27 protein-coding genes, 1 other RNA gene and 1 pseudogene are annotated in these 26,153 nt (G+C 44.8%); 22 read left to right on the top strand and 7 right to left on the bottom strand.

The annotated features are described in order from the left end of the window. The first annotated feature begins 123 nt into the window (after positions 1-123). Together IC571_RS06670 and IC571_RS06665 are read left to right on the top strand one after the other, a co-directional pair. Complete coding sequence (locus IC571_RS06670; RefSeq protein ID WP_215315550.1) at positions 124-411, top strand: hypothetical protein; 288 nt, start codon at positions 124-126, stop codon at positions 409-411. A 13-nt stretch (positions 412-424) separates the two neighbouring features. Continuing rightward, positions 425-922: a surface-adhesin E family protein gene (locus tag IC571_RS06665; protein ID WP_215315549.1), complete on the top strand. Its 498-nt coding sequence runs from the start codon at positions 425-427 to the stop codon at positions 920-922. Between the two features lie 143 nt (positions 923-1,065). Here the strand turns inward: IC571_RS06665 and IC571_RS06660 are convergent, their stop codons facing one another. The 3 genes from IC571_RS06660 to IC571_RS06650 form a co-directional block, all read right to left on the bottom strand. Next, positions 1,066-1,476, bottom strand: a complete 411-nt coding sequence (locus IC571_RS06660) for an MbcA/ParS/Xre antitoxin family protein (protein ID WP_215315548.1) — start codon at positions 1,474-1,476, stop codon at positions 1,066-1,068. A gap of 386 nt (positions 1,477-1,862) precedes the next feature. Next, complete coding sequence (locus IC571_RS06655) at positions 1,863-2,477, bottom strand: hypothetical protein (protein WP_215315547.1); 615 nt, start codon at positions 2,475-2,477, stop codon at positions 1,863-1,865. Next, entirely contained in the window at positions 2,474-2,941 is a 468-nt protein-coding gene (locus IC571_RS06650; RefSeq protein WP_215315546.1) for a hypothetical protein, read from the bottom strand. The genes IC571_RS06655 and IC571_RS06650 overlap by 4 nt, the downstream gene beginning before the upstream one ends. Positions 2,942-3,168: 227 nt before the next feature. Here IC571_RS06650 and IC571_RS06645 point away from each other — a divergent pair, with 227 nt between their 5' ends. Further along, positions 3,169-3,717 carry a hypothetical protein gene (locus tag IC571_RS06645; RefSeq protein ID WP_215315545.1) on the top strand — a complete coding sequence of 183 codons (549 nt, stop codon included), beginning with the start codon at positions 3,169-3,171 and terminating at the stop codon, positions 3,715-3,717. Between the two features lie 332 nt (positions 3,718-4,049). Here the strand turns inward: IC571_RS06645 and IC571_RS06640 are convergent, their stop codons facing one another. Beyond that, positions 4,050-4,535 carry a hypothetical protein gene (locus IC571_RS06640; protein WP_215315544.1) on the bottom strand — a complete coding sequence of 162 codons (486 nt, stop codon included), beginning with the start codon at positions 4,533-4,535 and terminating at the stop codon, positions 4,050-4,052. A gap of 9 nt (positions 4,536-4,544) precedes the next feature. Here IC571_RS06640 and IC571_RS06635 point away from each other — a divergent pair, with 9 nt between their 5' ends. Continuing rightward, positions 4,545-5,462: a hypothetical protein gene (locus tag IC571_RS06635; protein WP_215315543.1), complete on the top strand. Its 918-nt coding sequence runs from the start codon at positions 4,545-4,547 to the stop codon at positions 5,460-5,462. Between the two features lie 2 nt (positions 5,463-5,464). Here the strand turns inward: IC571_RS06635 and IC571_RS06630 are convergent, their stop codons facing one another. Then, positions 5,465-6,529: a hypothetical protein gene (locus IC571_RS06630; RefSeq protein ID WP_215315542.1), complete on the bottom strand. Its 1,065-nt coding sequence runs from the start codon at positions 6,527-6,529 to the stop codon at positions 5,465-5,467. A gap of 473 nt (positions 6,530-7,002) precedes the next feature. Here IC571_RS06630 and IC571_RS06625 point away from each other — a divergent pair, with 473 nt between their 5' ends. The 4 genes from IC571_RS06625 (at position 7,003) to IC571_RS06610 (ending at position 10,003) form a co-directional block, all read left to right on the top strand. Further along, on the top strand, positions 7,003-8,346 hold the full coding sequence (locus IC571_RS06625; protein ID WP_215315541.1) for a VWA domain-containing protein: 1,344 nt from the start codon (positions 7,003-7,005) through the stop codon (positions 8,344-8,346). A 350-nt stretch (positions 8,347-8,696) separates the two neighbouring features. Next, positions 8,697-9,320 (top strand): nucleotidyltransferase domain-containing protein, encoded by a 624-nt coding sequence (locus IC571_RS06620; protein ID WP_215315540.1) that lies wholly within the window; start codon positions 8,697-8,699, stop codon positions 9,318-9,320. Positions 9,321-9,348: 28 nt separating this feature from the next. Continuing rightward, positions 9,349-9,714: a DNA-binding protein gene (locus tag IC571_RS06615; RefSeq protein WP_215315539.1), complete on the top strand. Its 366-nt coding sequence runs from the start codon at positions 9,349-9,351 to the stop codon at positions 9,712-9,714. A 4-nt stretch (positions 9,715-9,718) separates the two neighbouring features. Then, entirely contained in the window at positions 9,719-10,003 is a 285-nt protein-coding gene (locus tag IC571_RS06610; RefSeq protein ID WP_251373277.1) for a HigA family addiction module antitoxin, read from the top strand. A 9-nt stretch (positions 10,004-10,012) separates the two neighbouring features. Here IC571_RS06610 and ffs read toward each other — a convergent pair. Further along, positions 10,013-10,111: signal recognition particle sRNA small type (gene ffs / locus IC571_RS06605), an RNA gene on the bottom strand. Positions 10,112-10,143: 32 nt separating this feature from the next. Here ffs and dnaX point away from each other — a divergent pair. Genes dnaX through recR form a run of 3 tightly spaced genes read left to right on the top strand, consistent with a single transcriptional unit; the run spans position 10,144 to position 12,844 of the window. Beyond that, positions 10,144-11,808 carry a DNA polymerase III subunit gamma/tau gene (gene dnaX / locus IC571_RS06600; protein ID WP_215315538.1) on the top strand — a complete coding sequence of 555 codons (1,665 nt, stop codon included), beginning with the start codon at positions 10,144-10,146 and terminating at the stop codon, positions 11,806-11,808. Between the two features lie 55 nt (positions 11,809-11,863). Beyond that, entirely contained in the window at positions 11,864-12,187 is a 324-nt protein-coding gene (locus tag IC571_RS06595) for a YbaB/EbfC family nucleoid-associated protein (protein WP_215315537.1), read from the top strand. Between the two features lie 42 nt (positions 12,188-12,229). Beyond that, positions 12,230-12,844, top strand: a complete 615-nt coding sequence (recR, locus tag IC571_RS06590) for a recombination mediator RecR (RefSeq protein WP_215315536.1) — start codon at positions 12,230-12,232, stop codon at positions 12,842-12,844. A 22-nt stretch (positions 12,845-12,866) separates the two neighbouring features. Here the strand turns inward: recR and IC571_RS06585 are convergent, their stop codons facing one another. Further along, on the bottom strand, positions 12,867-13,130 hold the full coding sequence (locus IC571_RS06585) for a type II toxin-antitoxin system RelB/DinJ family antitoxin (RefSeq protein ID WP_215315535.1): 264 nt from the start codon (positions 13,128-13,130) through the stop codon (positions 12,867-12,869). Positions 13,131-13,251: 121 nt separating this feature from the next. Between IC571_RS06585 and IC571_RS06580 the strand changes: the two genes are divergently transcribed. From IC571_RS06580 to rlmD, 11 genes and pseudogenes are all read left to right on the top strand, one after another. Next, positions 13,252-13,470 (top strand): ParD-like family protein, encoded by a 219-nt coding sequence (locus IC571_RS06580; RefSeq protein WP_215315534.1) that lies wholly within the window; start codon positions 13,252-13,254, stop codon positions 13,468-13,470. Beyond that, entirely contained in the window at positions 13,467-13,739 is a 273-nt protein-coding gene (locus IC571_RS06575) for a type II toxin-antitoxin system RelE/ParE family toxin (protein WP_215315533.1), read from the top strand. Before IC571_RS06580 ends, IC571_RS06575 begins: the two co-directional genes overlap by 4 nt. Before the next feature lie 207 nt (positions 13,740-13,946). Next, complete coding sequence (locus IC571_RS06570; protein WP_215315532.1) at positions 13,947-15,365, top strand: carbohydrate porin; 1,419 nt, start codon at positions 13,947-13,949, stop codon at positions 15,363-15,365. 195 nt (positions 15,366-15,560) lie between these two features. Beyond that, entirely contained in the window at positions 15,561-17,216 is a 1,656-nt protein-coding gene (locus IC571_RS06565) for a TolC family protein (RefSeq protein ID WP_251373274.1), read from the top strand. Positions 17,217-17,225: 9 nt separating this feature from the next. Continuing rightward, on the top strand, positions 17,226-18,485 hold the full coding sequence (locus tag IC571_RS06560; protein WP_215315531.1) for an efflux RND transporter periplasmic adaptor subunit: 1,260 nt from the start codon (positions 17,226-17,228) through the stop codon (positions 18,483-18,485). Beyond that, on the top strand, positions 18,486-21,563 hold the full coding sequence (locus IC571_RS06555) for an efflux RND transporter permease subunit (protein WP_215315530.1): 3,078 nt from the start codon (positions 18,486-18,488) through the stop codon (positions 21,561-21,563). 2 nt (positions 21,564-21,565) lie between these two features. Continuing rightward, complete coding sequence (gene surE, locus IC571_RS06550) at positions 21,566-22,357, top strand: 5'/3'-nucleotidase SurE (RefSeq protein ID WP_215315529.1); 792 nt, start codon at positions 21,566-21,568, stop codon at positions 22,355-22,357. 29 nt (positions 22,358-22,386) lie between these two features. Further along, a pseudogene (locus tag IC571_RS06545) lies at positions 22,387-23,010 on the top strand (protein-L-isoaspartate(D-aspartate) O-methyltransferase); the annotation flags it as partial. 23 nt (positions 23,011-23,033) lie between these two features. Further along, positions 23,034-23,810 (top strand): peptidoglycan DD-metalloendopeptidase family protein, encoded by a 777-nt coding sequence (locus IC571_RS06540; RefSeq protein ID WP_251373270.1) that lies wholly within the window; start codon positions 23,034-23,036, stop codon positions 23,808-23,810. A gap of 53 nt (positions 23,811-23,863) precedes the next feature. Continuing rightward, the gene (locus IC571_RS06535; RefSeq protein WP_215315526.1) at positions 23,864-24,685 is read left to right on the top strand and encodes a 3'-5' exonuclease; all 822 of its coding nucleotides are present in this window, start codon (positions 23,864-23,866) and stop codon (positions 24,683-24,685) included. After that, positions 24,678-26,102 (top strand): 23S rRNA (uracil(1939)-C(5))-methyltransferase RlmD, encoded by a 1,425-nt coding sequence (rlmD, locus tag IC571_RS06530; RefSeq protein ID WP_215315525.1) that lies wholly within the window; start codon positions 24,678-24,680, stop codon positions 26,100-26,102. The genes IC571_RS06535 and rlmD overlap by 8 nt, the downstream gene beginning before the upstream one ends. The last annotated feature ends 51 nt before the right edge of the window (positions 26,103-26,153 follow it).

The following is a 26,153-nucleotide window of genomic DNA, read 5'->3' as shown; positions in this document are numbered from 1 at the left end:
ATCACTACGGATTCACAGCAGATTCACAACAAATTCAGGATAAAAACCCAAGAGCTCACCCAATGAGCCTCTAGCTCATCACAATGAAATCATTCCAAAAAGCTTGATTTCATAGATAACGCCATGCTCAGCACCCTTGTTTTCATCACCCTCTTGCCGCTTCAGGTTTCACCAACTGGTAAATCGGCTGTGCCTATTTCTAAGCCATTGGCAGTAGCTGCCTTTGTAGATAGCGCCAGAATTTTGGGCTTACCCAAGTTCAAGTTGAGAGATAAGAATGGAAACCCTTACTTTGCAGACAAAGCTTTGCTACAAGAACCGCTTGCCATGATTCATCAATATGCGGGCATTACCTTCCCAGCAGAAGTAAATCAACGCAAAGCCTACATCCTCTCTTATGTCCGCAGATAAAAGGAAAGTACTTATGAAATGGTTACGCTCAACCCCGGTTACTTTGTTTCTCTTATTTGCTGCAGTCTTTGCGGTACCAGCATTTGCTTATGCCTCATTTCAGTTCTTCTTCCCATCTGATCCTGATATGGTCTATACCAAGTACGGCCCATTGAAAGTAGGGTGGAACAAGTTTTCAGAGAATGACAACTTCACTGAGTATCTAGGTAAAGTGCAGCATTTCGATGAAGATGCGCTGACCGTAGAGATCTTGGTACTCCGTAGCTATCACAACCCACAAACATCGATTCATGAAAACGCTAAATATGTCTATTCTTCAGCGCTCATGCGTCAGTCAGTTAATTGCAGAAACAGAACCGTATCAGTGCAAGACCTCATGATGTTCTCTAAAACACTCAGCAAAGGAAATCTCGTAAAGGATTTATACGACCTAGACTGGGATTTAGGAGAGGCAAGGCCAGGATCGATTGATGAGAGAAAGGTTGCTACATTGTGTGGGTTTGATTCGTGACTGAAATGACCAAACTAGCAAGGCGCCAAAGAGGTAAGGGAGTGACTAATTCTAGGTTGTGGGGTTATTCACCATACCCTATCAGTTCTTGAGCGTTCGAGGGGTCCAATTTTTACTAGGCAAATTAAATACTTCTTAAAGCATCAATCAATATTTTGAGTCATTGCATTGATGATGAATTTACGTAATCGCTCGTAGCGGCCAAGACGAATCATATCTCGTGGAGAAACATCACCTAATAGAGGGTTTCTGGCTTTGAACCAGGCCACTGTTTTTTCTGCATTCCCATCAAATACTTTGGCAACCATATTGATGGTATTGGCAATTTCCTCAAGACGTTCTTTCATTTGATCAGGAATTGCATCATCGTATCGAACAGATTTAATCGAAACAGATGCGATACGAGAGATGTCCTCTCTCTTAAAGTTAAGTAACTCTTGAACTTTTTTAGCGTTAAACGAAGGGCCAATGCCAAAGTGAAGAAGATCTTCCGCAATGTTGTCAAAAAGTCCAATCGGGGATTCAGGCTTTTGGTGAGCATGCACTTGGTTCATGTGAGGAAAGAGTTTGTATTAAAAGACCAATACTAAACCATATTTAAACCAAATATTAACCAATAAAATATACCCATAAAAAGTAGCAAAAACCGATGAAAAACCTCTTTTGCAGCATGAAAATGGGTAAAACAACCGGTCTTTCCCGGCTGTCCGCTTGTTCACATCCCGAAAGGAGAAGCTCTATAAAGAGTTAAAAGGAACGCACAAGCTGGTAAGGTTTTTCTTATGAAAAGGGCTATAACAACCCTTCTGATCTGTGGGCACTCATACCTTATCCCGTTGATCACTATCAAGCAGTAATACAAACAACCCCAACAACTACCTAAAACAAGCAACAACACCTAATAACTTCATTAGAACAGGGCTAGAGCTCAAATAACGAGCTAGTCACGCTCATAGATAAATTCCCCCAGAATCTTGCCATCGCGGACCCGAGCATAGCCCCTGGTCTCTGAAGTAGCTTCAAACTGATATTTGCCAGTCTTACTGCCCTTGGGGATGCAAAAGGACCAAATCTCTTCAGTGGGATCTGTCATTTCAGCTAAGAAATTAGCCCACCCTTGATTGAGATGTCCAAACGGAACGGCTGGAACAGTGCCTAGTGGGTCAACTATGTAACTGGCTAACTCAGCATCAATTGGATTGACTTGAGCTACTAAATACTCAGGTGCACAATCAAAATCTGGCAAAGCCTGCCATTCTTCATTGCGTTTTTGTTGAGCAATATTAAAAGGCAGCCAAATTAAAAATGCAGGCCAGCCTAATAAGATGCATAAAGTAGCTATGACATAAACAAGACATTCTTTTAGTTGATCGACCAGACTAGTCTCTTTGCCAACAGTCTTCATGATGGCTCTAGCAAATTCTGAAGGTCTTTCTCGCCATTTATTAATCAGAAAGTATGCCAAGAGCAATAAGCCTGGCGTCATGTACACCAAGAGATACTCAAACCAACCTATTGGCTGCCAGCCAATAGCAGCCCATAAAGAGTCGATCATTTGCCCCTCCGCAGGAATGATGAATAGTCTTTCTCATCCTTGGGCTTAGGCACTTCGTTATGGCGCGCATGCTTACCAACCAGAACTCCTTGTTTGAAGTCCATCAAGAGGTCGTATTCATAGATGCTGCCATAACCCATATGCCGATATTCCAGTTGTGCTCCTTGTGGGCAACGTAGCTGTCCTGTATACCAATGGGCAAATACTTTGTCATGATCTGGAAAGACATCAGACAAGCTGAGTATCTCTTCATAAGTCTTATGAGCAGAAAGGGCGACTAAGTACAAGCGCTCAACACCTTCATGTTCTAGAATTTGCCAAGTTCCTACATACCCACGCCAATTAGCAGTGTGCGGAGAAACAAAGCGAATATCGGAATACTTCATGTAGAGCGAAAGGGGGTTAGTAAACAAGGGAATCTCCTTGTCGCCATAAATCAGTCTTTCTGAAACTTGTGCGGTCATGAAACCCTCTTTGGCTTTAAACAAGCCATTTATATAGAACCTAGGGCTCATAAGGTGAGCCCTGAAAAATAAATACGCTAGCTCGATATTTGAGCTCAAGCAACTCTAAGCTCATTAACAAGCATAAAAGCTTGTAAGTAACTCACACATGCAAATCATGCAAGTAAAGCACGCAAGCAAAACAAAAAAATCCCAGCAGTTCCCCAACAATTGAATTAGGAGCTTATATGCCTGTACTGATCGAAGGCGTCTGTGTCTTATTGAAAAAAGGATCCATCATTGAACGTTATCAAGGTGGATACGGTCAATTTCAATTTGACTTACATGACCATAGCAAGCTTAGTGAAAGCGATGAGCTCATCAGCATTAGCTTTGATCATCATGAGCAAGCACGAGAGTATCTGAAGTTTCTCGTACAACGCGGCCTCAAGGTGATGTTGCTAAACGAAGATAACCCAAACAATACCGATGCTTTGTTGGTAGACCAAGTATTTGGTCCAAGCTTTAGGGTCTATTGGCTAGACTTTATTCACTTATTACCAAACCCACACAGTAAAGCTAGAAAGAACAAAAGAGCAAAAACCAAAGTAGGGGATCACGAGGAAATTGTGATTGCTACCACCGAGAAGGAGTTAGACGAAAGGGAAGAGGCAAGGCTACTTCGCTGGGGAAAGGATGAAATCTCTTTTCCAAAGGATTGGGAATTTAAATCATCAAAGTCCATGGACCTTGAGTTCATGCGTATGGCAGAAAACCGTAGCAAGCTCGCTCATTAAGTGGGATTGTTGGAATAAACATGGCGGGGTTCCGTGTAATTCTAGAGGTATTGACCTAAGATTTTTAGATGACTTGATGACGGAACTGTTTGCCATTGAGAGTTTTAAGAAATTAAAGCTTGAAAATACTATCGACTTATTTTTTTTGCAATTTCTTGCTTCTTTTTATTTCTAATATCAAAGCAAACACTGCACCTCCAGCTTGTCGTGGTTTTTCCGCTACTGCGAGAGGTAATTTTTTTGCACTCAGCGATTGGCGTTTTGCGATTGCAAGCCGGGCAATTCTTAAATTGCTCTTCAGGGGTATTTGTTATGGTTGTCATTATTGGCTATTAGGAGTTTGTAGTGCAGAAGAAGCATGAGCCCATTGCTGAGCCCATTACTTTTGAGAGTTTTTGATATGAACTTGTGACAATTAAGCTATCAACATTTACTTGTAAATCGCTTGGTTCAATTTTGAGCCAACTACCCACAAAGGCTAGCTTGTCTTTGTAATACTTGGGGTAATGTGAGGCATTTTTCGGTTGAGATTTTGTTAGCTCTAGTAGCTTGTAGGTTTTAGAGTCATATTTCCCGCCATTAAAGCACAGAATTACTAGATAGGGCTCGGTCTTGGCAAGTAATTTTTCCCCTCTAATTCTTCCCACAGATTTGCCAAATTTGGCAAAATAGGCAAAGCCCTTGGATTTCAGTACGGCATCAATCTCGGTAATTGGGTGATTAATGTCCGAGCCTTTCCCACCAACACGCAATGCTAAATAACCTTTTGGACGCTTTTTATGAGAAATATCGAACTCTTTGGTGAGTGCCTGAGACATAAAGAACCTTTGATTGACGAATTCTACTGCAGTGATTCGCTAATAATATCAAAATCTAAGGATGATAAAGAGACGCCATTAATGGTGAATAACAGGAGGCTTATAGAGAGAATTACAGCAATAAAGGTTGCAATCGAAGATGACTATGACGTCGACCTAAAGCCTCATTTGGTGGTTATCGCAAATTTGCTAGAAGAGAGGAATATGAATTTTAATGAATTCACATCCTTTTTTCCATCCCTAGATGTTTCATATTCAATATACAAAAAATTATCAACTCCTGAAAAATTTAACTTTTTGCAAATAGCGGTTAGAAAATATATTGAAAAGCGACACTCAATATATATTTCGCAAGGATATTCGGCTACCACTTTGCAGGTGAGAAAAGACTTTGAGAAACATAAAACAGAGGGCGGTTCCGCCAAAAAGAAAGTAGAGGGGTTGCTCTCTAAGCATGGATTTAAAGAGCTTGGTAGCTCTGAATCTATTATTGATAATCCTCTCAAGTATCATTTTTTTGGCACATCAATTGCCACAACAAATTTAATAGATGATTTAAGGGTAAAAGTTAATTTGAGGTTTGAGTGGCAAGCTGTGCATCAAAATAAATCTGCTGATGTAGTCTTTTCTGATCGTAAGGGTAATATATATATTAGCGAGCTGAAGCATACCAAAGAAACCGGTGGCGGTCAGGATAAGCAAGTATCTGAGCTTATATCTTTAATAAGCTTTACGGAAGATAGCCCAAAAATTAGGTACCTATCATTTTTGGATGGGATTTACTTTAATACCTTCATCAGCCCCACAGCACCCAAGACAATTGCACAGGTTGAGCAAATTAAAGGCTACTTGGTGGGATGCAAAAAAAATTTTTTTGTTAATACTTATGGTTTAGAGCAAGTGCTTATGGATAATGTGACGGTATAAATTTATAATAATCTGTCTTGTTTTATATTTTTGGGACTCATCGAAGTCAAGCTTAATTCAATTATTGTCCGCGCTAAGGTGTAGTCTAGTCGCCTTCTTCTCTTACCGGACTTATTGTTGCCTTTGAATGGTGACAGCACTAAATCAAAAGTTTTATTTCTGATAAAGCCTAAATGAGAATTACATGCATCTACAAAATCGTTAATCTCACTATCAGTTAATACGTCAACCTCTAGGTAAGTTAAAAGTCTGCTTGAATGTTTTATGTTTGTGCGCGAGTACGAAAATGTATTCGCATTCTCAAATCTGATCAAGTCGTCACCCATTGTGCCGTCAACAGCTTTCAACGCTACACGACCATTTGAAATGTTGAACCTTACCCCGTCTTTGCGCAAGGAAGTTTTTCTGTAGGAAAAAATATCGCTAAAGTTCCCACAATAGCTATGGTTTATAAATAATTTAGCATCTTGTTTATTGCGCCTATCAAAACAAGCAACACACACGGGAGTTTCTGTGTCTTCAAAGGGGTTCTCTTCAAGTACGCACAATAGGGATAGATAATCTTTACTGAATGTAGAATTAAGGAACGTTTCTGGAATGATTGCGACTACAAATGTTGCTGCCTCTAGGCATCTATCCAGCGCAGTTTGATATAAGTCTTCTCTGCCCTCTTCGAAGTACTTCTCAACAGTATCAAATACGCCTTTTCTTTTCGCGCTGTATTTTGCAAGGTAGGGTGGGTTGGTGACAATGACAGCATTGTTTGGGTTCGGTATTGATATTAGGCTGTCATTTTTCTCCCAAATTGTCTCTCTGATATCGTAGCCGTATATTGCAGAGTTAAATTTCTCAAGGCAAACGTCAAGCAAATGACCTTCGCCAGCATACGGATCGAGAACATTGTTTCCGGCTGCTAGCGCGCCACTTAAAAATTCTGCTACTGGCTCGGTTAGCCAAACATCCCTTTTGGTAAAGAAGCTTCCGGTGGATGTTTTACTCGCATCAATTTCCTTGTATAAATCTTTATCCTTTGAAATGAGCATCCGACTTATATTTTTTGAGTTCATTGGCTTTTGATGGTTTTGAGTATTGGTTTCTTCAGGAGTATAGCCAATGAATGTCTATCAATCTACGAGTGTCGAAATTTTAAATAATCTATCTGACTAATGCTGCGAGAGTAATGAATTTTTTAAGAAGAAATCCTGCGCATAAATATTGTAAGGCAATCTTTTATGGCGATTGAAAGATGAAGAGTGCTAATGTTTTAGATGGATATACATGCTAATTATGTTGGCTAAACATAATTAGAAAATTCTTTGTAGATTTATTGGGGATTATTTGCTGAAGTGCAAAAGCGATATTTTCATTCTTGCTTTCTAGTCAAATTTTATGGAAGTTAGTATCCGGCGCTTATTCTTGGGCTAATTTTTCTTTTTGTTAGCTCACCCCACGAGCCTCATCACCCCTAATCTGATCCTGTTGCTTTCATAGCCGCCTGTATTTGCCCCTGCTGCAAATTTAGGCAAATACAGGAGAAATCATGATTAACGGAAGATCACTAGAAGTAGTGCTCGATACCCGCAAAGAGGTCCTAGCAAGTCATTCAGGGGAAAGTTTGGATGTGTTGCTACGCCTGCGTGCACCCAAACAAGAAAACATTGGCCAAACCCGTCCTCAATTAGCGGTATCTCTAGTAATCGATCGCTCAGGCTCAATGGGTGATGGCAAATTAGATGAAGCAAAACGCTGTGCCCTCGATCTGCTGTCTCGCCTAAAAGATGGAGACTGGATCTCTGTAGTGATCTACGACGATCAGGTTGAGGTATTGCTAGAGACAATGTCGGTGCGGGTAGCTAAAACCTTATTGCCGATTCGATTAGATGGGATACAGCCCAGAAACATGACCAACCTTCATGGCGGCTGGCTCAAGGGTGCAGAAACGCTAGCCCCAAGAGCAGGACGGGGCATGGTGAGTCGCGTCATCTTGCTATCGGATGGCCAGGCTAATCGAGGCTTGCTGTCTGTAGAGGGAATCTGTGAGCAAGTGCGCGAGCTAGCAGGTGCTGGAGTGACTACTTCAACAGTGGGTATAGGCTTTGGCTTTAATGAAGAGCTCATGACAGCCATTGCAAAAGCCGGTCAAGGCAATAGTTGGTATGGCCAACGCGCAGAAGATCTTGCCGAATCATTTGATGCAGAGTTGGGATTCTTGGCCAATCTTGTTTGGCAAGACGTCAGAGTCAAACCAGAAACCCCATTGTTGTCTCGCATGGGTCAGATCAACGTACGTAATGACTATGTACAAAATACGGACGGACTGTATTGCCTCCCAGCAATCGCCCAGAGCTCTGAAGTCTGGATGGCAATTTCATTATCGATGTCTGTAGTTATTCATCTTCAAGATAGTGGCACTGCATTACGTTGCATCATCATGGCAAAAGACCGGGATGGTATTGAGCATGAGTTTGCAGTCAGTCTGCCACAAATGCGCGTTGTATCTCTTGCAGATTACCAGTTAGCCCCAGAGAATGAATTGGTCGCAAGACGCTTTAATGAGGTGGAGGCAGCTGATATTCAGCGGGAAGCCCGCTTGTTTGTGAGAGATCGTAACTGGTCAGCAGTAGAGCGCCTGATGCGAAAACTCGAGGAGCGTGCTCGCGAGAATCCATGGCTAGAAGAGACAGTGCGTTATTTGCGTACGCTATTAGAGAGACGCGACTATGAGGCCATGGAAAAAGAGCTGATGTACTCCTCTGACAAACTCAAAAACCGAGTGGCAGATCTAGATGACACCGTAATGTTCTGCATGAGCGCAGAAGCAGTGAAGCCTGCCTTTATGCGCAAGAAGGTTTCACAAGGACGTAATACAGATTCTCAAAAGTAATTGTGTAGTGCTACTGTGAGTAGTAAGTTCTAAATCAAGCATATGAATGTAGGAAAGAAAACCCTTTCCTACATTCATTTCATCCATCGCCTCTATTGATTTCCCATTGAAATCACTACGCTGAATCTTTCTATATAGAGGAGGGTTCGGTTTGCAAGTATCTGTCGAGTGCACCCATAAGACATTGCGTCTATTTAAGATTCAGTTAGACGTACGAACCGTCGTCGTTTTGCTCATCATTTGGATGATTTGGGGCATCTTCCGGATTTTGAAAATCTTCTAGGTCTATAGTGTTGCTTAAAAAGCTACTTTAGTTGCTAAATAAGCAACAATAGTGCAATATATGGCCTATGTCGACACTCTCATCTGTCTTGTTTGCTGAATACCGTAGCCGTGTTTTAGGTTTGTTATTGCTTCATCCTGAGCGCACCTATTACTTGAGAGAGATTGCTCGCTTAACTGGAACAGTTCCAGGAACACTTAAGCGTGAGATGGATAAATTACTTGAAGTTAGATTGCTCACTGTAAAAAAAGTAGGCAATCAAAATCACTATCAAGCAAATCAAGAGTGCCCGGTGTATGTTGATCTCGCAAATATCTTACGTAAGACAAGTGGCATTAATGATGTCGTGATGAATGCACTATTACCACTTAGTGAAAAGCTGGAAAGTGCATTTATCTTTGGCTCTGTAGCTCGTGGAAAAGAGAATGCCAAAAGTGATATTGATTTGATGTTGATTGGTGAAGTGAGTTACTCAGAAGTATTGCCGTTACTACACCCATTACAAGAACAATTAGGAAGAGAAATTAACCCCAAGATATATGGTGTTAAAGAGTGGAGTAAGTTGATCCAAGATAATGGAGCTTTCGTACAGGATGTAATGAAGAAGCCAAAGCTGTTCATCATTGGAAACGAGCAACAACTCCACTCTAAAGAGATCCCTTATCACCCTACAAAACCTAGTCGGAATTAGTCTTGATTCCATAGCAATCGATGTCTTGATGGTTCGCAGGCTAATTGATGCTGCGCATGTCAGCTTGCAAGACGCCAAACTCAACTCTCTAAGCAATGAAGGTCGTTTTGATCTAGCTTATAAAGCCATCATGCAGTTGGCTAATGCTGCTTTACAGGCAAAAGGCTATCGAGTCCTAACCAGCAAGCCTGGTCATCATCAGTTAATGCTACAAGCATTGCCATTGACTATCGGGTTAGATCAGTCATCCCTGATCATGCTGGATCAATTGCGTAAACAACGCAATGCAACTGATTATTCAGGGGATCTAGTTTCAGATGCATTGGTAGCAGAGGCAATTGCTCAGGCCCAAGCCTTATTCGATCTGGCACTAGCAATTGTGGAAAACCGTTGACAGGGTGGCGAAGACTAAATTGTTAGAAGAGATTCATCCGGGTGAAATCTTGCTTAAAGATTTTATGAAGCCTATGCAAATCACTGCAAGACAAATCGCAACGGATATTGATGTCCCTATAAGCCACATTAGCGAGATTGTTAACGGTACTCGACCTATTGCCGCCGATACTGCAATTCGTTTGGGATCATTTTTTAGGATGGACCCGAAGTTTTGGCTAAATCTCCAAATGGAGTATGACCTGCGGGTTGCCAAGCGAAATTTGCAAAAAAGATTGCATCAAGAGTGAGGCTATAGGGTGGATGAGCCAAACCCCCGGCACTGGCAGAAATTGGGTTTGGCTGCTTCGTTCCCGACCTGACCAGGTTATCCAACCCACCATGCGGGGAGGCCCATCCAATTCCATTTTAGCTTGTTAGAATGTAAGACATGACAGCACTGGCATTAGCCCGTTCGTGGCGCCCCAAAACATTCTCTGAGCTTATTGGACAAGACCATGTGGTTAAGGCCTTAACCCATGCTTTGGATCAGGGCCGCTTACACCATGCATGGCTATTTACGGGTACCCGTGGAGTGGGTAAGACCACGATTTCTCGAATCATGGCCAAAGCACTTAATTGCACTGGCGCTGATGGTTCTGGAAAGATGACATCTGAGCCATGCGGAAAATGTCCTGCCTGTATGGAAATCGATGCAGGCCGCTTTGTTGATTACATCGAAATGGATGCCGCTAGTAATCGTGGTGTTGATGACATTGCTTCTTTATTAGAGAAGGCTGCATACGCACCAAGTAATGGTCGCTATAAGGTTTACATGATTGACGAGGTGCACATGCTCACCAATCATGCCTTTAATGCCATGCTCAAAACATTGGAAGAGCCACCAGAGCACGTCAAATTTATTCTGGCAACGACTGACCCACAAAAGATTCCAGTCACCATTCTGTCTCGTTGCTTGCAGTTCAATCTCAAGCAAATGCCAGTACCGCTCATCGTTGAGCACCTAGAAAAGGTCCTTGCCGCTGAAAAAGTGGATTACGAAGTCAATGCCTTACGCGTACTGGCTAAAGCAGCCCAAGGCTCGATGCGCGATGCGCTCTCATTAACAGACCAAGCAATTGCTTATGCCGCTGGTAAGGTGACCGAAGAATCTGTACGTGGCATGCTTGGCACTCTAGATGACGCTTATCTCATTCGTATTCTCGATTGCTTAATTGCCAAAGATGGCGCAAGCCTTCTAGCAGTTGCTAATGAAATGGGTGAGCGCAGCATGTCTTTCTCACTCGCATTACAAGATTTATCGAGTTTGTTGCAAAAGATTGCAGCAGCGCAAGTCGTGCCAGAGTCTGTATTGGATGATTGGCCAGAAGCAGAGGCGATTCGTCGCTTGGCTGGTCAGCTAACTAAAGAAGAGGCGCAACTCTTTTATCAAATCACGATTACAAGCCGTCCCGATTTATCACTCGCGCCTGATGAGCAAACTGGCTTTGCCATGACCTTATTGCGCATGTTGGCGTTTCGCCCCGGAAGTGCAGGAAGCTCGGGAAGCACAGCACCATCAGCACCACCAGTAAATACAGCACGTCCAGCATCAGCAACATCAGCAGCGCCAAAGACAGCGGCGCCAGTAAATCGTGCTACCCCTGCAGCGCCTGCGGCTAAAGTTGCTGCTTCAGTAGCCCCAGCCGCTCCAGCAAACAATGGCCCAGTAGATCGTCCTGACTGGCATGGCTTGATGCGCCAATTGCCTGTACGTGGCTTAGTGCAGCAGTTGGCATTTCAGACGGAGTTACAAGATTGGAATGATTCACCAAACGGAATTAAGGCAGTGGTTGTGACGCAAATGCCCCAGCTTGCATCTGATGCATCAATTGCGCGTTTGGCTGATGCCTTAACTGCGCACTTTGGTAAGACTGTCAAAGTCATCATTGAAAAAGGCGAAGTAGAAGGTAAGACTGTTGCTAAGGTTGATGCACAGATTCATCAAGAGAAAAGATTAAATGCAGAGCAAATGATCGCAGCCGATCCATTTATTCAGCAATTAGAAAAAGAGTTTGGCGCCAAGGTAGTGGGCGGCTCAGTTAAGCCGCTATAAGGCTCCTCTGAGACAATCTTTTAAATTCACACATAAGCAATAAGGAAAGGAAGTCATGATGAAAGGTGGACTTGCTGGCTTGATGAAACAAGCTCAGCAGATGCAAGAGAAGATGAAAACCGCGCAAGCTGAATTAGCTGCGTTGGAAGTAACTGGCCAAGCTGCTGGTGGTTTGGTAAAAGTGACTGTCTCAGGCAAGCATGAGCTTAAGCGTGTACAAATCGATCCAGGCGCAATGGATGACAGAGAGATGTTGGAAGACCTCATCGTGACGGCATATACCGAAGCATTTAAGCAAGTGGAAGCCGCAAGTGCGCAAATGATGTCTGGCGCAACAGCGGGTATGCCAATGCCCCCTGGCTTTAAGTTGCCTTTTTAAATCATTAGTCTCTTTTACTTTCTCATTTAGTCATTTAAGTTCATGGCGCGTCACGAAGCACCTACTGATGCACTCGGTCGATTGATCGAAGCATTAAGAGTCCTGCCTGGAGTAGGGCCGAAGTCTGCACAGCGCATGGCTTTTTATTTATTGCAGCATGACCGCAACGGTGCTGCGGTGTTAGCAGAGTCTTTAGGTGAAGCGGTTGAAACCGTAGGCCATTGCACACGTTGCAATACTTTTTCTGAAACACCGATTTGCACCACTTGCTCTGATGACCGTCGTGACCCGTCCTTGCTCTGTATTGTCGAGACGCCTGCTGATCAAGTAATGATTGAGCAAACCTTGAGCTTTAAAGGTAATTACTTTGTGCTCATGGGGCGGATTTCACCACTGGATGGCATGGGCCCGAATGAAATTCATTTTGACCGCTTACTAGCTCGTATTGAAAACCCAGATACCGGTGTGCCAATTAGAGAAGTAGTGCTCGCCACTAACTTTACGAGTGAGGGCGAGGCCACCGCTCATTACATTGGTGAAGTACTTAAAACCAAAGGCATCAAAGTCACACGCATTGCTCGAGGTATCCCAGTAGGTGGAGAGCTTGAGTATGTAGATGCTGGCACGCTTGCTAGAGCCTTGATGGATCGTCGATAGTAGTTCTCATCAAATTCTGTATTTAACAGTCTTTATTTAAATCAGCCATCAGGCAATCAACGGAAGGAGAGGATTTCAGCTTCCCTTTTCTTGCCTCTTTCATTGCTGCAATCGTTCCTTTATTCGGAACCAGTGTCTCAAAAGGAAGCGCCTTTTCTCTTGCAACTCTGGTCATCAGGATTCGAAGTGCATCCGCTGGGGTCAGTCCTATGGTCTTTAATACTGCCGCAGCCTCATCCTTAAGTTCTCTGTCAATCTGCACTCTAACGATTGCACTTGCAGTCATGATCACATCCTGTTGAGTCTAATGATCCCTATATTATCCTAAAATGATTTTCAAAAGGTTGCATTTTGCAACCTTTTGTGATAAATTGACACCTATTAATGAATCGATGAAAGGTGAAGTTATGCCTATAGCTATCAAGTTATCTGATCTTCTTATTGAGGATGCAAAACCTTACGCACAAGCAATGCAAAGATCTGTTCCCAAGCAGATAGAGTATTGGGCTCGACTGGGGAAAGTCGCGGAAGAAAATCCAGATTTGCCTGTGCACATGCTTCAAGACATGCTGGTGAGCATCGAGGAAGTTAAGGCGGGTAATTTAAATCCTTATAAATTCGGATGATCGTACTAACAACTCCCCGATTTGATCGGGCTATTAAAAAAATATTGCCAGCTGAGAAAAAGTCCCTAGATACGGCTGTTAAGGCTCTGATGGTTAATCCCTCGCTTGGAGAGAAGAAAAAGGGCGATTTGTTGGGCACCCAAGTTTATAAGTTTAGGCATCTGAAACAGCAAATGTTGTTGGCCTATTCTGTAAGCCTGGACGGAAAACAAATGGTTCTTGTGGGTTATGGAGTCCATGAGAATTTTTACCGAGATCTAAAGCGCTAGGCTTTGGTTAATCTTTTTATTCAGTATTTGTCGCCGATATGTCACGGCTTAGACATAAATACTAGGTAAATTGCTCCAATTTGGGGATAATTTGGGCTGCGCCACCTTTGGGCTTCAATTCCAGTTGGTGAGCTGCTGGTAATTTCCATCAATCTGTTGCTACTTGCTGATGCGTGCATAGCTGGGCAACCCAATCTGAAACTGTGAATGACTCGCAAACTTTTGCTCATTCTCCTGCTAAGTGTATTGAGTGCTTTTGCGCATGCGCAAAGGGCAGGGTCAGGTGCCGACCAGATCGCTAGTTTTGCAGATGATATTTCTTGGTTGCCAACCGAAGGTGAGTTCTTAGGTTTGCCAGTGAACGTGCATGGTCAAACCACATACATTAATCAGCGCTATAACAATTTCAATTCTCAATATCAGGGACAGAACAGCTTATCGCCGCTCAAGTCGATGAGCTACACCTGGTCTGGTACTTTATTTTTTGGCGCACGCTTAGCGCAAGACACGGATATTTATTTCAATCCTGAAGTAGTGTCAGGCGTACCCTTTTCAGGATTAACTGGTTTTGGTGGTTTTACTAACGGTGAAGCCACTCGTGCGCAAGGAGCACAAGCCCATTTTTATTCTGCTAGAGCATTCTTACGCCAAACGATTAATCAAGAAGGCAGTAAGGTTCAATTAGCAAATGATGCTAATCAGATTACCCAGACGGTAAGCAGCAATCGTTTTGTCATTACTGCTGGTCAATTTTCTACATTAGATATTTTTGACGATAGTCGTTACGCAAAAGACCCTCGTGTGCAGTTCATGAACTGGGGCAATATGACCTACTTGGCGTATGACTATGCTGCCGATGCCCGCGGCTACAGCTGGGGCTTAGCGGGCGAGTGGTACCGCGATAACTGGGTGTTTAGAGCATCGCGGATGTTGACCCCCAAGATTCCAAATCAACTCAATCTCAATTGGCAAATCTTTAACTCTTACGGTGACCAAATTGAAGTGGAGCGTCAACATACTATCGGTGATTTACCCGGCAAGGTGAGTGTGCTCGGTTATCGCAATCGTATGCTGATGGCGCGTTACTCTGATGCCACTAACTATTTGCTGGCTAATCCAGATACCAGGGGTACTCAAGCCTTATTTAATGTGCGTAATAATTTTCAATACAAAACCGGTATTGGTGTGAACGCTGAGCAAGCATTAACAAAAGATGTGGGCATCTATATGAGAGCCTTTACATCAGATGGCCATACCGAAACGATGTCATTTGCTGAAGCAGATCAATCCTTATCTGTCGGTATGGGGATTAATGGTGAACGTTGGGGTAGGGCAAAAGATACGATTGGTATATCAGCCATGCTCAACGGCATTTCGGCAAATCGTCGTGCCTACTTACAAGCAGGCGGTATTTCTAACTTCGTTGGTGATACGCCGTATCCGTATGTCAGCCCAGCGCAAACGATTAGTTACAAACCAGAGCAAGTGAGTGAGTTCTATTACAACGCCTTGTTAGTGCAAAACGTACTCTTGGGTTTGAACTATCAGCACATCATTAATCCGGCCTATAACGCCGCTCGCGGCCCAGTAAATGTGGTCTCGTTTAGGGTTCATGCCGAGTTTTAGGGCTTGTATGGCTGATTGGCATGGCATAGAAATGATTATTGTCTTTAGAATCAATAGGATAGGAAATGCTAATAATTCGACATTTGTGTTTTCTACCCTATAATCTGTAAAACCCCCTAAAAGGATTGCTTCTTTAAGGCAAAACCGCATTAGGGGCTAAAAAAACAGCATTATTGGATTAAGAGGCAGCCGCTTTTGTTGATTTTCGGCACACGCACAATTCGTCAAATTTCACCACACGGTGTTGCGTTGTTTATCAGTGCAATGGCACTAGCCTCCCCATCTTTTTTGTGTTCAAGCGCGCTTGCTCAAGCAACCAGTAATTTAGTTACCCAAAGTGATGGCGAGGGGTCAAGTTCAGTAGAGGCTGGCACAGTGACATTGCCGATAGCTCCTAGTGCAAATACATTAGGTTCTACTGAAAAGTTAGGAGCTAGTGTCACGGTGGTGACAAGTAATGAAGTTTCAACGGATTTATCTGCGCCACCTTCGATTGGCGCGCAGCTCAGTGCGCAAAATAGCCCAATAGAAAAACCATTAAAGGCGTCAGAATTGTCTGCGCCGGTAACGAAGGCAAATGCGTCAAAGAGTTATGTCAAGAGTGCGCCATCTGGCCCAACGCAAATGGATCTGCGCCAACTTTGGGATGAGCTTAAGCTCAATAACCCACAGTTAGCCTCTCTGCGCGAGGCTTACTTATCCGCCAAAGCAACCGTGCCCCAAATTGCTGCTCCAGCAAATCCACAGGTCGGGTTGGTGTGGTCAGGTATGCCAGTGAATTCCCCATTTGCTTTGGGTGGCGCTAATCAACCGGTGCCAGGTTACCCCAATGGTATTAGTAGTAACAACTCAATTTCGGTAGCTCAGCCACTTCAATTTCCGGGCAAGAAGAGCTTGGCTGCTGATATTGCCGACACCAATGCAGAAGCATTGTTAGCTCAATCTGAATCGACTTACTTGCAGTTGGGTGCGCAGCTCTCAACCCTGTACTACAACACCTTAGCAACCCAAAAACAATTACAGGTTCTCAAAGAATCCGTAGTGCGCCTCGAGATGATTAAGAACGTAGCCAAGGCGCGTTATTCCAATAACGCTGCCGCTTATGTTGAGTATCTCAATGCGCAAGTAGCGCAAAGTGCGGCAGAGGCCGATCAATTTAATTTAGAGCGTCAACTCGAAGTAGGCATTAAGAACATTAATACTTTGATTGGTCGTCACTCGAGAGAAAAACTGATTCTCAAAGGCGATAGTCGTCGTTCAATGGCACCAGTTCCGACACTGGTGGAGTTGGAAGATTACGCTGAATCGAGTCACCCAAGCCTAAAGAGTTCTGCATTGCAACTCGATGCAGCGCGTAAAGGCGTGACCCTAGCCAAGAAAGCGTACTTGCCAGACTTTCAGGTGATTGGTTCTTCATACACACCACGCGGCCCATTCTCAGCAAACAATGGCGCCTTGTTCTATCAGTTTGAATTAGATCTCATCATTCCGCTGTATTTCTTTACCAAAGAAAAATACGGCGTAGAGCAGGCGATGCGTAATCAAGCTTCTGCTGAGGCAAGCGAGATTTCCAATCGCCAGCAGGTCGTATTGGCAGTGAACTCGGCTTATGCCGCTTATCAGCAAGCCAAAACAGCGACTACCTTCTTAAAGAATCGCCAAGTACCCCAAGCAGATGCTGCATACAAGGTAGGATTGATTCAGTATTCCAATAATGGTCAGGGCTTTAATGATTTGTTGACAGCCCAAACACAGTTGCGTAATTTGGAGGTGCAATTGGCCTTAGCCGAAGCAAACCTTCTACAGGCACAAGCCACGTTAATGGTGACTGCTGGAAAAGAACCTTTTTAAGGAGTGGTTTTGAAGGACAAACTCATTCACCTCTATAAGCGGACGATCGCAGAGCTGCAAAAGCTGCAGGCTAAGCTTTCTGCTCGTATTGCTGCTAATACCAATGAGATTCATCGGTCATACTGGGCTTTACCTCCAGAGACTCGTGCACGTTTGCGCTTGGTGATTATTTGCACTTCTATTTTGATGCTCGGGATTGTGATTGGTTTGTTCGTGAACGTGAATCGCCCAGTGAAGTTGGAGAAGAGCGACAAAGTATTAAAAGTAGAAAGTACGGGTGCAATGGAGCTGCAGCTTCCTGGCGTTGAACTGAACCCCAATATCTATGTTTTCCAAGATGCCACTCTAGTGACTGTGCCAGTTGAGTTAAAAGTACCAGGGCGTTTGGCATTTAATGCAGAAAAATCTAAAGTGTTATCTGCCAGAGCGCCAGGTAGGGTAGAGCGTATCTATGCCTTTGATGGTGCTGCGGTTGAAGTAGGCTCTCCAGTTATCGAGCTTTACAGCCCAGAATTTATTTCTGCACAGCAAGAGTATTTGCTTTCCTCTAAAACTGCCAAAGTGTTAGAGGGCAATAAAACGATGAGCGACCTTTTGGGTGATGCGCAAATTACTCAGCAGGCTGCCGCCAACCGGATGCGCAACTTAGGCGCGGGTGATGGCGATATCAAAGCACTAGAGAGAAGCGGTAAAACCCAAAGCAATTTGGTGATGCGTTCACCACTACAAGGCGTTGTGGTCAAGCGTGCTGTAGAGCCAGGATCAATTGTGAATGCCGGTGATGTGCTAGTAACTTTGGCAAATCCAAAAGAACTGTGGTTCTTGGGCAATATCTTCGAACAAGATATTCGTAAGATTCAAAAAAACCAGACCATGATTCTGCGCACTGAGTCTTATCCTGATAAAGAGTTTGTGGCAACGGCTAATTACATTGCACCAACCATTGATCCAGAGACTCATGCTTTGCTCATTCGTTGCGATGTAGAGAATCCTGATGGTCTATTGCGTCCTGATATGTATGTCAGTGCGCGTTTGAAGACCGCAGAATCAGAAGCAATTGTTGTGCCGCAATCTGCGATTGTGAGGGTGCGTGAGATGCGCTACGCTATTATCAAAAATGGCAAAGATTCTTACAGGCGATTTGTTGTTAAAGGTTATGACCTCGATGGCAAACGCTTTGCTGTTACTGAAGGTCTTGAGCCTGGCATGAAGGTGCTCACTGATGGCGCGGTCTTGTTGAATGACCGTTTTGCCAAGCAGGAGGAATAATTGAGTTTTGTTACCTCCTTCATTCGGGGAGTTTTAGACAAGCGCGTCGTGATTTTGTTCGCGGCGGCTGTGTTATTAGTTCTGGGCGCATTTAGTCTTAAGCAACTACCGATTCAGCCATACCCTGGTGTAGCACCATTAACGATTCAAGCGATCTCGCAATGGCCTGGTAGAAGTACGACTGAGGTAGAGCAACAAGTTACTATTCCGGTCGAGAATGCCTTGGCTGGTATTCCCGGGGTAAAGGCCTTTCGCTCTGTATCACTCTTTGGTTTATCGGTTGTCACCCTGAAATTTAATGACAACGCTGACCCATTTAAAGTTCGCCAAATCTTCATCACCAATTTAGGTAATGTGGCATTCCCACCGGGCGTGAGTTCTAGTGTGAGCCCAGACTCAGATGCAACCGGCGAGATCTTGCGTTACCAAGTAGCTTCTGACTATGCTTCGCCTACACGCTTAAAGACCTTACAAAACTACGAAATCTATAAAGAACTGAAGCAAACCCCAGGGATTGCCGACGTCTCTTCATTTGGCGGCAAGGTACGTCAATACCAAGTGATTGTGAGTCCTGAGAGCTTGCAATCCAAAGGGGTAACCATTCCGCAGTTAATCGATGCTTTATCTAAAGCCAATGACAATACTGGTGGTGGCGTATTGCCAAGCGGTGAGCAACAGTTCGTTGTGCGTGGCGTTGGTCTATTGCGCAATATCGATGACATTAAGCAGGTAGTAATTGCAGTTAACAAGGGTGTGCCTGTCCGTATTGGTGATGTGGCAACCGTGGTGATTGGCAATGCACCTCGCTTAGGCATGTTCCAGTTTGATAGCAATCCAGATTCAGTTGAAGGGATTGTGTATTTGCGTCGTGGCGAGAATGCATCTGAAGTATTGGCTCGCGTCCGCGAAAAGATCGACAACATCAACAACCACATCTTGCCACCGGGTATTCAGGTAAAGCCTTTCTATGATCGTCAGGTCTTATTAGATATCACCGTGGGCACAGTAAAGCACACCATGTTCTTTGGTATCACCATGGTCTTGGTCTTGCTCTATGTGTTCTTGGGTAATTTGCGTGCAGCAGCAGTGGTAGCGGCAGTCATTCCGCTGGCACTTTGCTTCTCATTCATCATGATGTACCTCTTTAATGTGCCCGCGAATTTGATTTCTCTTGGTGCAATTGACTTCGGCGTCATCGTCGATGCTGCGGTCATCATTACTGAGAACGTCATGCGCCATATGGAAGAGGGCGGTAAGCGCGTTAATCAAAGCATAATTCTGGCAACCAGTGAAGTACAGCGTGCCATGATCTATTCAACTAGCATCATCATTGTGGCGTACTCCCCGCTATTTTTGATGGGCGGTGTTGAAGGCATCATCTTCAAACCGATGGCATTTACCATGGGCTTTGCGCTGATTGCCTCCATTGTCTTGAGTTTGACTTTCTTGCCGGCCTCGATGTCCTATGTCTTTGGTCAGAACTTTCATCACGCGCCGCCTAAATTTATTACCTGGATGTTGCAGCATTACCGTCCATTATTGCGTAAATGGATGGATCATCCACGCCATGTGATTGCGATTTCTTTATTTATTTTGGGCGTGACATTGCTTAGCGCAATTCGCTTAGGTACTGCCTTCTTGCCAACCTTGGAAGAAAACAATATTTGGCTACGTGTAGTGCTGCCTAATACAGTGGATTTGAACTACTCCGTTGAAGTGGCCAATCAATTGCGTGAGACTTTCTTAAAACAGCCTGAGCTAGAGCGCGTCGCCGTACAGATTGGTCGTCCGGATGATGGCACCGATTCCACAGGCGTATTTAATCAAGAGTACGGCCTGTATCTCAAAGCGCCTGACCAAATGCCTAAGGGCACGACGAAGCACGAGTTGATTAAGCATTTGCAAGCAGAGCTCGATAAGATTCCGGGCGTCAAATATAGCTTCTCGCAATACATCCAAGATAACGTGAATGAAGCCTTATCTGGGGTAAAGGGTGAGAACTCAGTCAAGATTTTTGGATCGGACTTAGAAGTACTTGCACAAAAGGCGCATGAAGTTGTTAATCAGCTTAAAAAAGTTCGCGGCATTGAAGATGAGAACATTCTCAAAGAGTTGGGACAACCCACTTTAAATATTCAGATTGACCGCGAGCAAGCAGCGCGTTACGGCGTGAATGTAAGTGATATTCAAACTGTAGTTGCGAACTCCATTGGGGGCGCCCCAGTGTCTAACTTCTTAGAAGAAGAGAAGACCTTTGGTATTGCTGTGCGCCTCAATGAAGCGAGTCGTAACGACATACCAGATGTAGCTAATTTACTGATTGATACGCCTAATGGCCAGAAGGTACCTTTGAGTATGGTGGCCAAAGTGCAATTAACAGATGGCCCATTCTTCATCTATCGTGAAGCCGGCAAGCGTTACATCGCGGTCATCTTTAGCGTACGTGGCCGCGACCTAGGTAGTGCAGTTGAAGATGCGAAGTATTTAGTGCAAAAGAACGTTGCCTTACCAACCAATTACACCATTGCTTGGGATGGTCAATTTAATCAGATGAAGGCTGCTCAGCAAAAGCTGATGGTCATCATTCCATTGACACTTGTGGCAATTTTCTTATTGCTGGTAACTGCTTTGGGTAACTTCCGTGATGCGGTGATTGTCTTGATTAACGTTCCATTCGCAGCCATTGGCGGCATCATTGCCTTGCATCTGGGTGGCGAGACCTTAAGTATTTCTGCTCTGTTTGGTTTCTTATCCTTGTTTGGTATTGCGATTCAGGATGGCGTCATTTTGATTTCGTATATCAATAAGACTGTCGCCGAAGAACATGGCGCCATGAAAGATGCCATGGTGGATGGTGCGGCATTACGTGTTCGCCCAGTGTTGATGACAGCGATGTTGGCAGGCTTGGGTCTATTGCCAGCGGCACTTTCCCATTCGATCGGTTCAGAAGCGCAACGCCCACTGGCATTGGTCATTGTGGGAGGCATGGTGACCACCACCGTTCTGACACTTTTAGTGTTGCCGGTGATTTATGCTGCTATGAGATCGCGCGGTAAGCATAAGCCTGGATTGGTATAAACATGTCTATACAGCCACACATTCTGGTGTCCAACGATGACGGCTACTTAGCGCCAGGACTGCTGGCGCTGGTGAATGCCGTGCGCCCCTTGGGTCGCATAACCGTGATTGCTCCAGAGCAAAACCATAGTGGCGCTTCAAACTCTTTAACACTCTCACGGCCGCTCTCGATTCATCGCGTTGCAGGAGGAGAGCGGGATGGGTTTTTCTTTATCAATGGCACACCCACCGATTGTGTGCACGTAGCTATGACAGGTTTCTTGGATGAGAAACCCGATCTCGTTATTTCTGGGATTAATCAGGGCGAGAACATGGGTGAGGATGTGCTCTATTCGGGCACAGTGGCCGCCGCCATTGAGGGTGTGATGTTTGGTGTTCCTGGCATTGCTTTTTCTCAAATCGATCGCGGCTGGAACCGAATTGACGATGCTGCTAAAGCGGCGCACGACATCGTGGCGCAAATGCTGGTATCCAACTTAAGTAAAAATCACACCGACGGTATGGCATCTTTACTGAATGTCAACATTCCAAATCGCCCATATGAGGACTTGTACCGTTGGCGCGTAACTCGTTTGGGTAATCGCCATCATTCACAACCAGTAGTTGTGCAAGATAGCCCACGTGGCGATAAGATTTATTGGATTGGTGCAGCAGGGCATGTCAAAGATAATTCCGAGGGTACGGACTTTCATGCGATTGACGATGGATGCATCTCCATCACGCCAATGCAATTAGATTTAACGCATCATGCGCGTTTGGCAGCGATGCGTGCAAACGGTTGGGACCGCGGTTGAAGCAGCCGGTAGAGCGATTCGCAGCCTATCGTCAGGCACTTGCAGCCAAAGTGCATGCTGCTGGCGTCAAGCACGGCAAAACATTAGAAGCGATTGCAACCGTTCCACGCCATGCGTTCATGGATCCAGGTTTACATGCACAGGCGTATGAAGATACCGCTTTACCAATTGGCCATGAGCAAACGATTTCTAAACCATCGGTAGTGGCGCGCATGATTGAGCTTATGCACAAACCGCGTCATCCCTTAGGTAAGGTATTAGAGATTGGTACAGGCTGTGGCTATCAAGCAGCTGTACTGAGTCTATTGGCTGATGAGGTCTATTCCATTGAGCGGATTCGGCCATTGCATGATTTGGCCAGAGCAAAGTTGCGCCCATTTCGGATTAATAACTTACGCCTGATTTATGGCGATGGTATTTTGGGCTTGCCACAAGCAGCACCTTTTGACGGCATCATCTTGGCCGCTGCTGGTTTAGGTATCCCGGATGCCTTGCTCGATCAGTTAGCCATCGGTGGTCGCCTAGTAGCTCCCGTTGCCAAGAATGAAAAAGAGCAGCAATTGGTGATGGTGGAAAGAATGAGCTCCCAGCGCTATCAAAGAACCGTTTTAGATGGGGTCTTTTTCGTCCCCTTACAATCAGGGGTAGTATGAGATTAATAAAGAAATCTGATTCTATGACCCTCCTATTTAAAGCAATTTTCTTTTTGGTTTTGTCTACTTCCATATTGTTAGTGGCAGGCTGTTCAACCCCTCGTACAAAACCAGCTGGCGTCATTGACCGTACCAGTGGATCTAGTTCATATGAGCCAGCACCTCCAGGTTACTACCGAGTGAAAAGAGGCGACACCTTGGCGCGCATTGCTCTAGATCATGGGCAGGCGCCGCGTGATGTGGCTCAGTGGAATAAAGCGGAGAATCCCAACTTTAATCCTGATGTCATTGAAGTCGGTGATTTAGTTTTGATTAAGTCACCAGCAAATACAAAAGCAGTTGCGGCAAAACCAGTAGATAAAAAACCTTCAAGTTCTGTGATAGATAAAGCGGATGCACCTACGCCAGTAGAGACGACTAAGCCTGAGATAGTTGCAGAGCCTGGTATTCGTTTGTCATGGCCAGCAAAAGGCAAAGTGACTGGTGAATTTAACGAAACCAACAAAGGTATTGATATTGCAGGTAAGGTTGGCGAACCAGTTCTGGCAGCAGCCGATGGCAAAGTCGTTTACGCTGGCAATAGCTTGCGTGGCTACGGTAATCTCGTGATTGTGAAACATGACAATACCTACCTGACTGCTTATGCTCATAACAGCAAGCTCTTGGTTAAAGAGGGTGATAGCGTGCGTAAAGGTCAGAAGATTGCAGAGATGGGCGATACCGATACCAATGCACCAAAACTCCACTTCGAGTTGCGCGTGAATGGCAAGCCAGTAAATCCAACGCCATACTTGCAGTAATTTGTAGCGGTATCTAATACTACATCTACAACTTCATCTCCACATCTTTATTCATGGCAACCGTTCTCGTCTTTGATATTGAAACTATTCCAGATGTAGCTGGTCTGCGTCGGGTCGAAGACTATCCCGAATCCATGAGTGACGCTGAAGTGGCTGCTAAGGCCATGGCAGCGCGCGCTGAGAAAACAGGCAGTGAGTTTCTTCCTCTGTTTTTGCAAAAAGTGGCGGCGATTTCTTGTGTCATTCGCAGAACCACTAAAGAAGGCGCACCTCAAATTAAAGTCGGTACGCTTGGCACACCAGAAGATGATGAGAAGGTGATTATTCAAGCCTTCTTCGATCTGGTTGAAAAGTACACCCCACAACTAGTTTCCTGGAATGGCAGTGGTTTTGATTTACCAGTACTGCACTACCGCGCTTTAGCCAATCACATTCAAGCATCACGCTATTGGGAGATGGGCGAGAGCCAAGAAGCCGATAGCCGTGACTTTAAGTGGAACAATTACATCAGTCGTTATCACATGCGCCATCTGGACATGATGGATTTGTTAGCTAAATTTAACGGTAGAGCCAACGCACCTTTGGATGGTTTAGCTAAGCTATGTGGTTTCCCCGGCAAGATGGGGATGGATGGCAGTCAAGTATGGCCAGCGTATCAAGAAGGCAAGATAAACGATATTCGTCGCTATTGCGAAACGGATGTGGTGAATACCTATTTGATGTACTGTCGCTTTCAGTTATTGCGTGGTGGATTTACTCCAGAAGAGTACCAAGAAGAAATCGCTTTTGTTAAAGCCTATTTAGAGAAAGAAGCCAAAGAGCCAAACGGCGGACAGTGGCAGGAGTATCTAAAAGGCTTCGCACCGGATGCGTAGAGGGGATAAGCCAGTCAATATTGAAGTGACTGAGCCCATTACTGTTACCTCCCTCGATTTAGATGCCCAAGGGATAGCACGCCTTACCCCGACTGAGCAGTATGATCCAGAATCTAGCGGTAAAGTGATTTTTATTAAAGGCGCCTTGCCTACTGAACTGGTGACCTACACCATTACTAGTGATAAAGCGCGCTTTGCTAAAGCCAAGGTACGTGAAATTCTCAAGCCCGCAGTCTTTAGAGCGCAACCGAAGTGTGCAGCGTTTGGCGTTTGTGGCGGCTGCACCATGCAGCACTTAGATATTCGGGCGCAAGTGGCAATGAAGCAGCGCGTGCTTGAAGATGACTTGCAGCACATAGCTAAAGTGACCCCAGAAGAAATTCTGCGTCCTATGGGTGGCCCTACCTGGGAGTATCGACATCGTGCACGTTTGAGCGCAGTCAATCGCTCGATTAAAAAAGGTACAGTCTTAATTGGATTTCATGAGGGTAAAAGTGGCTACGTAGCCGATATGCTTGCCTGCGAAATTTTGCCAAAGCATCTCTCTGATCTTTTGCCGGAGATGCGCAAATTGGTAATGGGCTTGTCGATTGTAGATCGTATGCCGCAAATCGAGATTGCCGTGGGTGAGCCAGAAGAGCCCAATTCTGAAGACCCCATAAAAGCAGCGCCCGTTACGGCTCTTGTATTTCGAAATCTCAAGCCCTTAACTAAAGCGGATGAGGATTTGCTACGGGCATTTGCTGACCGCCACAAGGTCTGGATTTGGTTGCAACCCAAAGGCATTGAAACGGTTGCGCCGTTTTATCCGGAGACTGGCAAGCTCTGCTATCGTCTGCCCGAGTTCGAAATCGAGATGCCGTTCAAACCAGCTGACTTTACGCAGGTTAATCACATGATGAATCGCTCGCTCGTCAGTAAAGCGATTCGTTTGCTAGAAGTAAAAGAGACTGACCGAGTGCTTGATTTATTTTGCGGCATTGGTAATTTCACCTTGCCGCTGGCACGTAAAGCAAAGCAAGTTTTAGGTATTGAGGGTTTGGCTACATTAACGACGCGTGCTAAAGCAAATGCGCAGCATAATGGCTTGGCAGATAAAGCTAGCTTCATGCAAAGCGATTTGTTTGAAGTGACTACAGAGACAATTGCTTCATGGGGCAAAGCCAATCGTTGGTTAATGGACCCCCCTAGAGAGGGTGCCATGGAAATCTGCAGGGCACTCGCAGAACTGCATGACCAGAAAAGCAATCTTTTGCCAGAACATATTGTCTATGTGTCTTGTAATCCCAAGACTCTAGCTAGAGATGCTGATATCTTGTGCCATCAGGCAGGCTACACCCTCAAGGGTGCAGGTATTGTGAATATGTTCCCACATACATCGCATGTGGAATCGATGGCGGTTTTTCACAAAAAATAGACCCATAAACCCCTCTGATATAGTCTTTCGTATTATTAAAAAAAGTGGTGG

Origin of the sequence: Polynucleobacter sp. MWH-UH2A (assembly GCF_018687195.1) — a bacterium.
Classification (GTDB): domain Bacteria; phylum Pseudomonadota; class Gammaproteobacteria; order Burkholderiales; family Burkholderiaceae; genus Polynucleobacter.
This window is presented reverse-complemented; position numbering and strand designations above follow the sequence as displayed.